The organism is Actinoplanes sp. NBRC 103695 (genome assembly GCF_030269485.1).
In the GTDB taxonomy this organism is placed as follows: Bacteria; Actinomycetota; Actinomycetes; order Mycobacteriales; family Micromonosporaceae; genus Actinoplanes.
On the sequence record NZ_BSTL01000006.1, the window covers coordinates 330,329 to 342,822 of the forward strand.

General features: G+C 71.8%; 12 protein-coding genes. 2 read left to right on the forward strand and 10 right to left on the reverse strand.

Annotated features, from left to right (window positions below):
- Window positions 1–76 precede the first annotated feature (76 nt).
- Together QSK31_RS12595 and QSK31_RS12600 are read right to left on the reverse strand one after the other, a co-directional pair.
- Window positions 77–970 (reverse strand): phosphotransferase family protein, encoded by an 894-nt coding sequence (locus tag QSK31_RS12595; RefSeq protein WP_285683714.1) that lies wholly within the window; start codon window positions 968–970, stop codon window positions 77–79.
- Between the two features lie 178 nt (window positions 971–1,148).
- The gene (locus QSK31_RS12600; RefSeq protein WP_285683716.1) at window positions 1,149–1,964 is read right to left on the reverse strand and encodes a carbohydrate kinase family protein; all 816 of its coding nucleotides are present in this window, start codon (window positions 1,962–1,964) and stop codon (window positions 1,149–1,151) included.
- 88 nt (window positions 1,965–2,052) lie between these two features.
- On the opposite strand from QSK31_RS12600, the gene QSK31_RS12605 reads away from it, so the two are divergent.
- Window positions 2,053–3,222 carry a cytochrome P450 gene (locus QSK31_RS12605; RefSeq protein ID WP_285683718.1) on the forward strand — a complete coding sequence of 390 codons (1,170 nt, stop codon included), beginning with the start codon at window positions 2,053–2,055 and terminating at the stop codon, window positions 3,220–3,222.
- Here the strand turns inward: QSK31_RS12605 and QSK31_RS12610 are convergent.
- Complete coding sequence (locus tag QSK31_RS12610) at window positions 3,112–4,617, reverse strand: MFS transporter (RefSeq protein WP_285683720.1); 1,506 nt, start codon at window positions 4,615–4,617, stop codon at window positions 3,112–3,114. The two genes, QSK31_RS12605 and QSK31_RS12610, sit on opposite strands and share 111 nt — an antisense overlap.
- Window positions 4,618–4,714: 97 nt before the next feature.
- On the opposite strand from QSK31_RS12610, the gene QSK31_RS12615 reads away from it, so the two are divergent.
- Window positions 4,715–5,422, forward strand: coding sequence for a TetR/AcrR family transcriptional regulator (locus tag QSK31_RS12615; protein ID WP_285683722.1), 708 nt, complete (start codon window positions 4,715–4,717; stop codon window positions 5,420–5,422).
- Here QSK31_RS12615 and QSK31_RS12620 read toward each other — a convergent pair.
- From QSK31_RS12620 to QSK31_RS12650, 7 genes are read right to left on the reverse strand one after another with little or no spacing between them, the layout of a single operon-like run.
- Window positions 5,419–6,102, reverse strand: a complete 684-nt coding sequence (locus QSK31_RS12620) for an alpha/beta fold hydrolase (protein WP_285683724.1) — start codon at window positions 6,100–6,102, stop codon at window positions 5,419–5,421. The genes QSK31_RS12615 and QSK31_RS12620 overlap by 4 nt on opposite strands.
- A gap of 49 nt (window positions 6,103–6,151) precedes the next feature.
- A complete protein-coding gene (locus QSK31_RS12625; protein ID WP_285683726.1) occupies window positions 6,152–6,826 on the reverse strand; it encodes a FadR/GntR family transcriptional regulator in 675 nt (224 codons plus the stop codon).
- A gap of 2 nt (window positions 6,827–6,828) precedes the next feature.
- Complete coding sequence (locus tag QSK31_RS12630; protein ID WP_285683727.1) at window positions 6,829–7,677, reverse strand: amidohydrolase family protein; 849 nt, start codon at window positions 7,675–7,677, stop codon at window positions 6,829–6,831.
- The gene (locus QSK31_RS12635; protein WP_285683729.1) at window positions 7,674–8,969 is read right to left on the reverse strand and encodes an L-fuconate dehydratase; all 1,296 of its coding nucleotides are present in this window, start codon (window positions 8,967–8,969) and stop codon (window positions 7,674–7,676) included. The genes QSK31_RS12630 and QSK31_RS12635 overlap by 4 nt, the downstream gene beginning before the upstream one ends.
- Window positions 8,970–9,009: 40 nt before the next feature.
- Window positions 9,010–9,975: an ABC transporter permease gene (locus tag QSK31_RS12640; protein WP_285683731.1), complete on the reverse strand. Its 966-nt coding sequence runs from the start codon at window positions 9,973–9,975 to the stop codon at window positions 9,010–9,012.
- Entirely contained in the window at window positions 9,972–11,447 is a 1,476-nt protein-coding gene (locus tag QSK31_RS12645) for a sugar ABC transporter ATP-binding protein (protein WP_285683732.1), read from the reverse strand. Before QSK31_RS12645 ends, QSK31_RS12640 begins: the two co-directional genes overlap by 4 nt.
- Complete coding sequence (locus tag QSK31_RS12650; protein ID WP_285683733.1) at window positions 11,447–12,484, reverse strand: sugar ABC transporter substrate-binding protein; 1,038 nt, start codon at window positions 12,482–12,484, stop codon at window positions 11,447–11,449. Before QSK31_RS12650 ends, QSK31_RS12645 begins: the two co-directional genes overlap by 1 nt.
- Window positions 12,485–12,494 lie beyond the last annotated feature (10 nt).

A 12,494-nucleotide genomic window follows, 5' to 3' on the forward strand; every position in this document is an offset into this window, starting at 1 on the left:
GCCGGTGGTGAAAGAACATCACCGACGGCAGCGTGTTGATCAGGCGGAGGTTGACCATGATGAGCGAACTGCGCGGCTACAGGGTCCGGGGAACTCCCCCGGACAACCAGGCGCGAATGATCGTGGCGGCCTGATCGGCGACCTCGTGCCCGGCGGCCCGGGTCACCAGGTCGGTGAGCGCGAACATGTCCAGCACCCGGCCCAGGTACTGCCAGTCGGGGTGGCGGGATCCGTGCGCGGCGAACGCCTCCACGAAACCGTCGAGGAAGCCCCGCGGATAGTCCGCGCCGAAGCGGGCCATGTTGGCGGCGTCGCCGTACGGGCTCGACGAGTAGGCGAACTCCCAGTCCAGCACGGCGGCCACGCGCCAGCCGGCGTCGGTGCGGGCGACCAGGATGTTCTTCGGGTTGACGTCGCCGTGCGCCAGACGGGCATCGGCGTCGATCGCGGCCAGGGCGGGCGCGTGCCCGGCGCACAACGTCAGCCACGCCGCCCGGGCCCGCTCGTCGAGCCGCTCGTCCGGCGTCTTCGCCATGCACCTCTCGGCGAACGGCACCAGCTGCTCCGACCACGGCGGCTGCGCCCCGACCGCGAGCTTGGCGCCGGTGAAGAAGCCCGGCGCCTCGAACGTCACGTCACCGATCGCCGCGATCACCCGGCCCACCTCCCGGCCGAGCCCCTCCACGTCGTCGGGCGCGCCCGCCAGGACCTGGCTGAGCACGGCGCCCTCGACGAACGCGATGGCCATGGCGGCCTCTTCGACAAGCAGGACCTCAGGCACGGGTACGGGCGCCAGCGCCATGACCGCGGCCTCGATGGCCGGGTCTCCCCCGCCGAACCTCGCAACCACCCGCCGATCGTCGAGCGTCAGCAACGTGGTCTCGTGCGAGTAGCCGCCGGCCAGTGTGGTGGCCTCGACCAGCCGCCCACCGAGCGCTTCCGCGATCCGTTCCCCGTCCTCAGCGCGCATCGCGCCAGTCAACCATGTGCACAACGGCTGCCGCCTGTGGACAGCGCCCGAAATCGTCACACCGATGCGCTACATTCCTGCCCACCCACAAGGGCGGGGGCGGCGGCGGTGGCGGCGACGGCCGCGCTTGATCAACGGCGGCCTCGCCTCGCATTCTCGCCGGCCGCGAGCGGGCCGGTCAGTCGAAGACCACGGTCATCGGGCCCTCGACCGTCACCGCCGCGCCCGCCGCGCGGATGCCGTTGCGGGCGGCGGACACCGGGTCGGCGCCGTCGAGGGCGGCCGCGATGTAGCCGGCCGCGAAGGTGTCGCCGGCGCCGTCGGTGTCGATGGCGTTGACCGGGGGCGCCTCGACGCGGACGCCGTTCACCTCGGCGCCGGCCGCGCCGTACGTGGTGCAGACGACCGCGTCCAGGCCGGCCGGGTCGACGCCCAGCGCCTCGAGCTCGCCCTCGCTGGGCAGCAGCACGTCGGCCTCGCGCAGGACGGCGATCAGGGCCGACCGGCCGGCCTCGGTGAGCGCTTCCACCCGTACGTTGGGATCGACCGAGATCGTGGCACCCGCGGCCTTGCCGCGCCGCACCGCCTCGAGGGCCGTCGTGGCCAGCGGCTCGCCGAAGACGAGCGCCGAGCCGGACAGGTGCACCCAGCGGGCCCGCTCGGGCAGGTCGCCCAGCGCGGCGGACGGCACCGCGGCCGCCGCCGAACCCGTCACGCGGAAGTCGAACGACCGGTCCTCGCCGTGGTAGGTGATGTAGGCGGTGGCGGTCGGCAGGTCGTCCGACACGATCAGATGCGCGGCCGCGCCCAAGCCGTCGGTCATCACCTTCGCGTGGTCGTCACGCCCGACTCCGCCGACGAAGGCGACCTCGACGCCCAGCTGGGACGCCACGTACGAGCTGATGGCCGGCGCCCCGCTCGGCCACGGACCGGTCCACGGACCGTCGCCCTGGCGCTGGTAGACGACGATGGCCTCACCCACGATCAGCAACATCCACTCACCATCACATCCGGGCGCGGGCCTCGTCGACCGAACGCCGTGGCATTCCGCTCTTGGTGACCGGCACGGCACACTGTGCTACATGCCGTTCCTCAACGTGGTTGACCCGGCGTTCTCCTTCACCGCGCCGGAAGTGTTCGACGCCCAGGACTCGGGCTGGTGCGCCGACAGCCCGGTCGGCCCGATCGTATTGCGCTACGCGGAGGTCGCGGAGCTGCTCCGGGACCGCCGGCTGGACCATGGTGGCGACGACTATCTGCGGCGCAACGGCGTCACCTCGGGGCCGATCCACGACTGGTGGGTTCCGATGATCGTCAACCACGACGGCGCCGACCACCGCCGGCTCCGCGGCCTCGTCGGGCGCTCCTTCACCGCCCGTACGATCGACCGGCTGCGGCCGTTCATCCGGGCCCGGGCCGAGGAACTGGCCGATCACGTGGACGAGGCGGACTTCGTCGACACCTTCGCCAACCGGCTGCCGCTGGCGGTCATGTGCGAGCTGCTCGGGGTGCCCGCCGAGGACTACGACGTGTTCAGCGTCTGGACCAGCGACATCGGCCTGATCTTCGGCCTGGCCGCCGGTGGTGACACGGCCGACCGGGTGGAGCGGGCCGTCGCGGGCCTGGACGGGTACGTGGACACGCTGATCGACGAGAAGGCCAAGAATCCGGCCGACGACCTGATCTCCAGCATGGTCGCCGCCTGGCGGGCCGACCGGGCGGTCACCCGGGAGGAGCTGCGCAACCTGCTGGTCACGCTGGTCTTCGGGGCGCACGACAACACCCGCCACCAGTTCTCCAACACGATGGTCACCTTCGCCGAGCATCCGGCACAGTGGACAGTGCTCCGCGATCGTCCCGAGCTGGCCGGGCGCGCGATCACCGAGTCGATGCGCTGGCGGCCGTCCGCGGCGACCGTGTTCCGGCGGGTGGCCGAGGACTTCGAGTTCCGCGGGCTGCCGATCGCCGCGGGCACGTTCATGACGATGGCCGTGGCAACCGCCCAGCGGGATCCGCGCGCCTATCCCGGCGGCCGGTCGTTCGACATCACGGCCACCCGGGAGGCGCCGCTGCTGCAGTTCGGCGGCGGGCCGCACTACTGCCTCGGCTCCGCCCTGGCCCACGCCGAGCTGGGCGAGGCGCTACCGATCCTGGCCCGCCGCTTCGGCGCGCCGATCATCGCCGGCGAGGTCACCTGGCGTCCCGCGATCGGCATCCACGGCCCCGACATGCTCCCGCTCCGCTTCGGCTGACCCCTCTCGCGTACGGGCGATCCCGTAGCCGACCAGGGCGGCGGCCACGACGGTCAGGGTGAGCCCGGCGACCGTCACCGCCGCCCGGAACTCCCCGGTCTGCGCCGCGGTCCAGTCCGCCGCGGCGATGGTCCCGGTGAACATCGCCGCCAGGATCGTGCCCGTGACCGCGATGCCGGCGCCGGAGGTGACCTCGGACGCGGTGTCGACCAGCGCCGCGCCGATCGACGTCCGGTTCGCCGGCAGGCCGCGGAGCACGTTGACCCCGGCGACGACGCCGACCACGCGGATCCCGGCGGCCACCAGCGCGAGCGGGATCGCGACCCACACATACCCGAAACGGCCCAGCAGTCCGTAGACGGCCAGCCCGGACACGACGGTCACGGCGCTGATCCAGGCCGCCCGGTCGAGACCGGCCCGCTCCACGAACCGGTTGACGAACGGCCCGGCGAAGACCAGGACGATGACCTGCGGCAGCATGCCGACGGCGGCGAGGGCGGGCGGCCAGCCCCAGTCGAGCTGCAGCTGCAGGGTCACCAGGTAGCCCATGCCGGCGACGGCCAGCCCGGTCGCGGCCTTGAAGGCCAGCCCGGCGGAGACGAGCGGGCGGGCCACCAGCTTCAGATCGAGGAGCGGGTGTACGGCGGTGCGCTGGCGCCGGACGAAGAGAACCGCCGCCACGACGGCCGCGCCGGTGGCCGCCCAGGGCGACCAGGAACCGCTGCCGTCCTCGACGAACAGCGTCGGCGCGACGAGCGCGAACACGACCGCGGCCGTGCCCAGCACCGCCCCGGGCACATCCACCGGGTCGCGGTGCAGTTCGGCGTCGTCGTCCGCGGCGATGCCGGCCCGGATGCCGGCGAAGGCCAGCGCGGCGATCGGCACGTTCACCAGGAGCAGCACCTGCCACGGGGCGACGGCGAGGACGAGGCCTCCCGCGGTGGGGCCGACGGCCAGCCCGACCAGGCCGACGGTCGAGATCAGGGTCATCGCCCGGACCCGCAGGCGGTCGTCGGAGAACAGGCGGAAGGCCAGCGCTATCGACAGCGGGGTCGTCATCGCCGCCGCGACGCCCATCACCGCGCGTACGGCGATGAGCTCTCCCGCGGTGCTGACGAAGGCGGTCGCCAGGCTCGCCAGACCCAGCAGCACCAGCCCGACGAGCATGACCCGGCGGCGGCCGAACCGGTCGGCGATCGCCCCGAAGACCAGCATCAGGCCGCCGAACACCACCGCGTACGCGCCGGTCACCCACTGCAGGGCGGTCGTCGAGGCGTGCAGCTCCCGCCCGATGGTGGGCAGCGCGACGTTCAGGATCGAGTTGTCCAGCATCTCGAACAGGAACACCGCGGACAGCCCCGCCAGGGCGATCCAGGCCTCTCGCAATCGGGTCATCGCCTGCACCGCACTCTCTTAAGAACGCCGTTCGCTTGTGTACGAACGTTGTTCTTACACCATAGAACGATGTTCCCTTCGCGTGTAAAGTGGCGGCATGGCTCGAACCCCTCAGCGACGGCGTGACGCCCGTCACCAGCAGCCCCCGGCGCAGGCGCCGGCAGTCCGCCGCGGGCCCTCCGGCGGGACGAAGAAGCCGATCACGGTCGACGCCATCGTCGACGCCGCGTTCCGGCTGATCGCCGAGGAGGGATACGACGCCCTGACCATGCGGCGCCTGGCCACCGAGCTGGAGACGGGCCCGGCTTCGCTCTACGCGCACGTGGTCAACAAGGACGACCTGGGCGAGCTGCTGATCGGCCGGCTGTGCGCGCGGATCGACCTCCCCGAGCCCGACCCCCGGACCTGGCGGCAGCAGATCACCGGCATCTGCGCCCAGCTGCGCGACGAATACCTGCGCTACCCCGGCATCAGCCGGGCGGCCCTGGCGATCGTGCCGTCCAACCTCGAGACCCTGCGAGTGGCCGAGGGGATGCTGGCGACCCTGCTCGCCGGCGGCGTGGCCCCGCAGACCGCCGCCTGGACGGCCGACGCGCTCGGGCTCTACGTCAACGCCTACTGCCTCGAGCACTCACTGCGCACCAGGGACGACCCCGGCCTGATGGACCGCGACGAGTTGCTCGGCCGGTTCGCCGCCCTGCCCGACACGTTCCCGCAGACCAGGCGCTACGCGACCGAGCTCACCGCCGGCGACGGCCACGACCGCTTCGACTTCACGGTCGCCCTGATGATCGGTGGCCTCTAGAGATCGGCGATGATCCGGGCCAGCTCGGCCGGGCGGGTCAGCATCGGCCAGTGACCGGAGTCGATGTCGACGAACTCGACGTTCTTCGCCCTGGCCAGCTCCGGGAGTTCGCCGGACGCGATCCACTCCCGCGCCTGGTCCGGGGTGAACTCCGGGCAGATCAGCACGACCGGCACGTCGTACCGCCGGGCGTCGGCCAGGCTCACGGTGGCCCGGACCACGCCCTCCGGGACCGGGATGGCGGCGGCGGAGAAGGCCGCGCGGGCCGGCTCGTCCAGGTCGTCCGAGTCGGGCCCCTCGAACGGCTCCCAGCCGGGGAAGGGCAGCGCGCCGTCGGTGACGGTGAGGGAACCGAAGTAGGTGTCGCCGTCGGCCGGCGGGAAGCCGCCGATCAGCGCCACCTTGGCCACCCGGTCCGGCCGTTCGGACGCGGCGATCCAGGCCAGCGAGCAGGCCGCCGAGTGACCCACCACCACCGACCTGCCGGGCGCGGCGTCGACCGCGGCCAGCACCGCGGCCACCTGGTCGGCCAGCGTCGCCCCGGTGTTGCCGTCGCCCTGTCCGGGCAGCGTCACCGCCACGACGTCGCGGTCCTGCTTCTCGAGGTCGGCGACCACGCCGTCCCACGCCGACGGGTCGAGCCAGAGGCCACCGAGGAGCACGATCTGTTCTGCGGTCATGGCGATCACCCTAAGGCCCATTCCGGACGATCCGCTTCCGGAAGGCGAATCAGCGCAGCGCTCGGCGGAGCCAGTCCTCGACGCCGGCTATGTGCACGGTGGTCCAGGAGCGGGCCAGGTCGGCGTTGCGGCCCTCGATGGCCTCGACGATGGTCTGGTGCTGTTCGCGGGTGCGGTCGACCGCGCCGTCCTGGGTGAGGCCGCGCCACACCCGGGCCCGGACGGTCGGGCCGGACAGGCCGTCGATCAGGGAGCACAGCACCGAGTTGCCGGCGCCCTCGGCGATCAGGCGGTGGAACTCCAGGTCGTTGGCGACCAGCGCCTCCACCGACGGGTCGGGTCCCAGGTCGCCGAGGACCTTGCGGAGGCCGGTGAGCTGCTCGGCGGTCATCCGCTCGGCGGCCAGCGCGGCGGCGGCCGGCTCGAGGATGCGGCGGACCTCCATGAACTCCAGGACGGTGTCGTCGCGGTGGAAGTCGACCACGAAGCTCAGCGATTCCAGCAGCAGGTTCGGGGCGAGGCTGGTCACGTAGGTGCCGTCGCCCTGGCGTACGTCGAGGATCTTGATCAGGGAGAGGGCCTTGACCGCCTCGCGCAGCGAGTTGCGTGACAGGCCCAGCCGCTCGGCGAGGTCGGCCTCCTTGGGCAGGCGGTCACCGGGGCCGAGCTCCCCCGAGGTGACCATGCCCTTGATCTTGTTGATCGCCTCGTCCGTCAGCGCCATGGTCAGGAATCTATCCGGTAGAAACCCGCCGCCGTCGCCGACCGGACGGCCGCGCGCTCGTCGGGGGACGCCGCGGTGAGCCCGGCGAGCTGCGCCGCGACCACGTCCTGGTAGCTGCCGGCGAGCAGGCACACCGGCCAGTCGGAGCCGAGCATCACCCGGCCCGCCCCGAACAGCTCCAGTGTCTCCAGGATGTAGGGGCGCAGGTCCCCGGACGTCCAGGAGTTCCGGTCGGCCTCGGTGACCAGCCCCGAGATCTTGGCGTACGCGTTGGGCAGCGCCGCGTACGGCCCGATGGCGAGCCGCCACTCGGCGAACCCCTCGTCGCCGGCCCGGATCCGCGGTTTGCCGAGGTGGTTCAGCACGAACCGGACGAACGGCAGGTCGCGGGCGAGCCGGGCGACCGACGGCAGCTGGCCGACCCGGACCACCAGGTCGAAGCCGAGGTCGAGGTCGCCGATCAGGGTGAGACCGCGCCTGACGTCGGGGTGGTCCAGGTAGCCCGGCCCGGCCGCCTGGACCTGGCTGCGGATGCCGCGCAGCTTGTCGCCGCCGGGCAGGGACAGATAGCCGTCCAGCACCCCGGCCAGGTCGGGGTCGGCCGGGTCGGCCCAGGCGACGACCGCCCCGATCTCCTCGGTCCGCGCGGCGTGCCCGAGCAGGATCGCCGCCTCACCGGTGTCCTCCCGGCCGCCCTCGACCAGCACCGAGCGGTCCACCCCGGTGGCGGCCAGCTCGGCACGCAGATCATCGACGCCGAAGGTGCGCCGGATCGGAGCGAGCGCCGGGTCGTCCAGCCAGCCGTAGCCTCCGTCGGTCAGGTTCCACAGATGGTGGTGCGCGTCGATCATGTCCACACCGGACCGTCGGGGAAGGCGTACGAGGACAGGCTCGCGGGATGCATGGCCGCGCTGAAGCCGGGCGCCAGGGGTGCGAGGTAGCGGCCGTTCTCGACGCGTACCGGATCGATGAAGTGTTCGTGCAGATGGTCGACGTACTCGATGATCCGGTCCTGCATCTCGCCGGAGACCGCGACGTAGTCGAACATCGACAGGTGCTGGACCAGCTCGCACAGGCCGACCCCACCGGCGTGCGGGCAGACCGGGCGGCCGAACTTGGCGGCCAGCAGCAGGATCGCGATGTTCTCGTTGACCCCGGCCACGCGGGCGGCGTCGAGCTGCACGTAGGAGACGGCGTCCAGCTGGAGCAGCTGCTTGAAGACGACCCGGTTCTGCACGTGTTCGCCGGTGGCCACCTTGATCGGGGCGATGCCGCGGGCGATCGCCGCGTGCCCGACCACGTCGTCGGGGCTGGTCGGTTCCTCGACCCACCACACGTCGTACGGTGCGAGGGCCCGCACCCATTCGATCGCGACGGGCACGTCCCAGCGCTGGTTGGCGTCGACCGCGATCCGGATGTCCGGCCCGCACACCTCCCGGGCGATGCGCATCCGCCGCAGGTCGTCGGAGAGGTCCGCGCCGACCTTGAGCTTGATCTGGGTGAACCCGGCGTCGACCGCCTCCCGGCAGAGCCGCCGCAGCTTCTCGTCGTCGTAGCCCAGCCACCCGGGCGACGTCGTGTAGGCCGGGTAGCCGTCCGCGAGGATCTGCTGCTCACGGGCGGCCCGCCCGGGCTGCGCGGCGCGCAGGATGCCGAGCGCCTCGTCCGGCGTGAGCGCGTCGGTGAGGTAGCGGAAGTCGACCAGCGCGACCAGTTCCTCCGGCGTCATCCGGGCGAGCAGCTGCCAGAGCGGCAGCCCGGCCCGTTTGGCCTTGAGGTCCCACAGGGCGTTGACCACGGCGGAGACGGCCATGTGCATGACGCCCTTCTCCGGGCCGAGCCAGCGCAGCTGCGAGTCGTGCACCAGTTCCCGCCAGAACCCGCCGAGGTCGCCCAGGACCTCGTCGACCTCGCGGCCGGCCAGGTAGGGCCGCAGCGCGGCGATCGCGGCCGTCTGCACCTCGTTGCCGCGTCCGATCGTGAACGCGAACCCGTGCCCCTCGTGGTCGCCCTCCGAGGTGCGCAGTACGACGTAGGCCGCGGAGTAGTCCGGGTCGGGGTTCATCGCGTCCGAGCCGTCCAGCTCTCGCGAGGTGGGAAAGCGGATGTCGTACGTGTCCACGGAGACGAACCGGGCGCTCATCGCACTCCTTCTCTCAGATCTCTCACAGTGCCCGCCGCCACTAGTCCTGTGCTTTGCCGGTGGTGAGCCGGGCGAGCATCAGCGCGATCAGGATGATCAGGCCGTAGATCGCCTGGATCCACTGGGCGGAGACCCCCGCCAGGGTGAGGATGTTGTTGATCAGGCCGAGCACGACGACGCCGCAGAGGGCGCCGAAGAGGGTGCCCTTGCCGCCCTCCATGCTGACCCCGCCGATCACCGCCGCGGCGAACACCGTGAAGATCATCCCCTCGCCCTGGGCCGCGGCCACCGAGCCGAGCCGCCCGGTCATCATCAGCCCGGCCAGCGCCGCGAGCACGCCACCGACCATGAACACCACGAAGATCACCCGATCGGCGCGGATGCCGGCCGCCTTGGCCGCGTCGGCGTTCCCGCCGATGGCGTAGATCGCCCGGCCGCTGCGGAACCAGCCCAGCAGGGCGATCCCGGCGGCGAACAGGACCGCGCAGATCCAGATCGACGCGGGCAGCCCGAGCCAGACCGCGTTGCCCAGGTAGAGCACGGAGGTCGGCAGCTCGAAGAGGTTCTGCCCGCCGGTGATGCCGATCTGCAGGCCGCGCAGCACGATCAGCATGCCGAGCGTGACGATGAACGCGCTCAGCCCGAAGCGCAGGATCAGCATGCCGTTGAACGCGCCGATGAGCAGCCCGACCAGCAGGCAGATCGGAATGGCCAGCCAGCTCGCCCACTCGGTGCCGAGCCCGTTGCTGGCGGCCGGAATGACCAGCGCGACCGCGAGGGCCGGCGCCAGGCCGACGGTGGACTCCAGCGACAGGTCGAACCGGCCGCCGATCAGGATCAGCGCCTCGGCCAGCACCAGCAGGGACAGTTCGGTCTGCTGCTGCAGGACGTTGACGATGTTCGCCCCGGACAGGAACACCGGGTCGATCAGGGCGCCGACCAGAATGAGCACCAGGATGGCCGGAATCAGCGCGAGGTCGCGCATCCGGGCCAAGGAGAAGCTCATGACACTCCTTCGATGGCGGCGACGACCTGCTGGTCGTCCCAACCGGCGGGCAGGGAGGCGGTGATCCGCCCGTGGAACATGACCAGCACCCGGTCGCAGTGCCGCAGGTCGTCCAGCTCGTCGGAGACCATCAGCACGGCGGTGCCCGCGTCCGCGGCGGCGCGGACCGCGCCGAGCAGGGACTCCTTGGAGCGCACGTCGACGCCCGCGGTGGGGTTGATGAGTACGAGCACACGAGGATCGGTCGACAACGCGCGGGCCAGCACCACCTTCTGCGCGTTCCCGCCGGAGAGGCTGCCGACCGGCGCGGCCGGGCTGGACGTGTGGATGTCGAAGCGCCGGATCAGCTCCTCGGCGATGGCCGTGCGCCGGGCCGGCAGCGCGGTCCCGGCCGGGCCGAGCCGGTCGGTGAGCGGCAGGGTCGCGTTCTCCGCGACGGACAGCAGCGGCACCAGGCCTTCCCGATGCCGATCCTCCGGCACCAGCCCGATCCCGGCCTTCAGCGCCGCCGGCACCCCGGCGGGCACGGGCCGCCCCGCGAGGGTGATCGAGCCCGCGTCCGGCTTGCGCAGCCCGCCGATCGTCTCGGCGAGCGACACCTTCCCGCTGCTCCCCGAGCCGGTGACGCCGACGATCTCCCCGGATCGCAACGACAGGTCGACGTTGTCGAAGGCGCCGGCCAGACACAGCCCGTCCAGACGCAACGCCTCCGCGGAATCGCGCGGAGCACGCGGCGCGACCTCGGTCAAGGTGAGAGCGGAGCCCGTCATCGCCGCCACCACGTCGCCGTGACTCACCGACGGCACCGGCGCGGTCAGGATGTGCCGGGCGTCGCGGAACACCGTGACCGTGTCGCACACCTCGAAGATCTCCCTGAGGTGGTGCGAGATGAACAGCATCGTGACCCCGGCCGCCTTCAGCGACCGCATCCGCTCGAAGAGCCGCTCGATGGCGGCGCCGTCCAGTCGCGCGGTCGGCTCGTCCAGGATGATGAACCGCGAGCCGTGCGACAGCGCCCGCGCGATCTCGACGAGCTGCCTCGCCTCCACGCCGATGTCCCCGGCCATCGCGGCCGGGTCGACGTCCACGCCGTACTCGTCGAGCAGCGCGCCGGCCCGCCTGCGCAACGCGCCCCACCTGATCGGCCCGTGACCGGCCTGGCGGTTGAGGTAGAGGTTCTCGGCCACGGACAGCGTCGGGATGATCGTGGACTTCTGGTAGACGCAGGCCACCCGGCGTCGCCAGCCGTCCCGGTCGGCCGGCGCGGGCGCGGGCTCGCCGCCGAAGCTGACCGTGCCGGTGTCCGGTCGCAGCAGCCCGGTCAGCACGGCGACGAGCGTGGATTTGCCGGCGCCGTTCCGGCCGACCAGCGCGTGCGTCTGGCCGGCGGCGATGGAGATGCCGGCGTCGTTCAGCGCGATGGTCGGCCCGAACCGCTTGGTGATGGCGACGGCTTCGACCGCGGTGGTCATCACTTGCCGATCTGGTTGCCCCACAGGGCCTTGTCGTCGACGTTGTCCTTGGTGACCAGCGGCGCGGGCAGCTGGTCCTCGAGGTTGCCGCCGCCGACGTCGACGATCGTGCTGTCGTGGTCGGTCGGGCCGGGCTGGAATGTCCTGCCCTCCACGGCGGCCTTGGCGTAGATCAGCGCGTACTTGGCGTAGGAGTCGGCGGGCTGCGACACGGTGGCGTCGATCTCGCCCTTGCGGATCGCATCGAGCTCCTGCGGGATGCCGTCGTTGCTGACGATGAAGATGTGCTTCGGGTCGGTCGGCGGCACGATCAGGTTCTTCGAGCGCAGCAGTTGCAGCGTGGGCGCGAGGAAGGCGCCGCCGGCCTGCATGTAGACGCCGTTGATGTCGGGGTGCTGGGCGAGCCGGGTCTGCAGCGCGGCGGACGCCTTGGCGCCCTCCCACTCGGTGGGTTCGGGGAAGACCGTGATGCCGGGGAACTTGCTCTTCATGCACTCGGCGAAGGCCTCCGAGCGGTCCCGGCCGTTCACCGAGGACAGCGAGCCCTGGAACTCGATGACCTTGCCCTTGCCCTTGAGCTGAGCGCCGAGGAACTCGCAGGCCTTCTGCCCGTACGCCCGGTTGTCGGCCCGGACCACCATGAACACCTTGCCCTTGTCCGGGCGGGTGTCCACCGAGACCACCGGGATCTTCTTGATCTCCAGCTGCTGGAGCGTGGTGGCGATGGCGCCGGTGTCCTGCGGGGCCATCACGATCGCCTTGGCGCCCTGGCTGGACAGGGCCTGGGCGTTGGCGACGAGCTTGGCGATGTCGTTCTGCGAGTTGGTCGGCGTCATCAGGTTGATGCCGTTCTCCTGCGCGTACTGGGGGATGTACTTCGCGTAGGAGTTCCAGAAGTCGGTGTCGGCGCGGGGCAGGTCGACCGCGATCTGCGGGCTGTCACCGCCGGCGGCTGTCGGGCTGTCACCGGAGTTGCAGCCGGCGGCCGCGAAGACGATCACGGCCGCCACGGCGACGCGGAGGAGGGCGCGTTCCATGTCGGTTCCT

Bases quoted from the DNA above. Each gene is read 5' to 3' on its own strand.
- QSK31_RS12595 (WP_285683714.1), bottom strand. From the start codon at position 970: ATGCGCGCTGAGGACGGGGAACGGATCGCGGAAGCGCTCGGTGGGCGG.
- QSK31_RS12600 (WP_285683716.1), bottom strand. From the start codon at position 1,964: ATGTTGCTGATCGTGGGTGAGGCCATCGTCGTCTACCAGCGCCAGGGC.
- QSK31_RS12605 (WP_285683718.1), top strand. From the start codon at position 2,053: ATGCCGTTCCTCAACGTGGTTGACCCGGCGTTCTCCTTCACCGCGCCG.
- QSK31_RS12610 (WP_285683720.1), bottom strand. From the start codon at position 4,617: ATGACCCGATTGCGAGAGGCCTGGATCGCCCTGGCGGGGCTGTCCGCG.
- QSK31_RS12615 (WP_285683722.1), top strand. From the start codon at position 4,715: ATGGCTCGAACCCCTCAGCGACGGCGTGACGCCCGTCACCAGCAGCCC.
- QSK31_RS12620 (WP_285683724.1), bottom strand. From the start codon at position 6,102: ATGACCGCAGAACAGATCGTGCTCCTCGGTGGCCTCTGGCTCGACCCG.
- QSK31_RS12625 (WP_285683726.1), bottom strand. From the start codon at position 6,826: ATGGCGCTGACGGACGAGGCGATCAACAAGATCAAGGGCATGGTCACC.
- QSK31_RS12630 (WP_285683727.1), bottom strand. From the start codon at position 7,677: ATGATCGACGCGCACCACCATCTGTGGAACCTGACCGACGGAGGCTAC.
- QSK31_RS12635 (WP_285683729.1), bottom strand. From the start codon at position 8,969: ATGAGCGCCCGGTTCGTCTCCGTGGACACGTACGACATCCGCTTTCCC.
- QSK31_RS12640 (WP_285683731.1), bottom strand. From the start codon at position 9,975: ATGAGCTTCTCCTTGGCCCGGATGCGCGACCTCGCGCTGATTCCGGCC.
- QSK31_RS12645 (WP_285683732.1), bottom strand. From the start codon at position 11,447: ATGACCACCGCGGTCGAAGCCGTCGCCATCACCAAGCGGTTCGGGCCG.
- QSK31_RS12650 (WP_285683733.1), bottom strand. From the start codon at position 12,484: ATGGAACGCGCCCTCCTCCGCGTCGCCGTGGCGGCCGTGATCGTCTTC.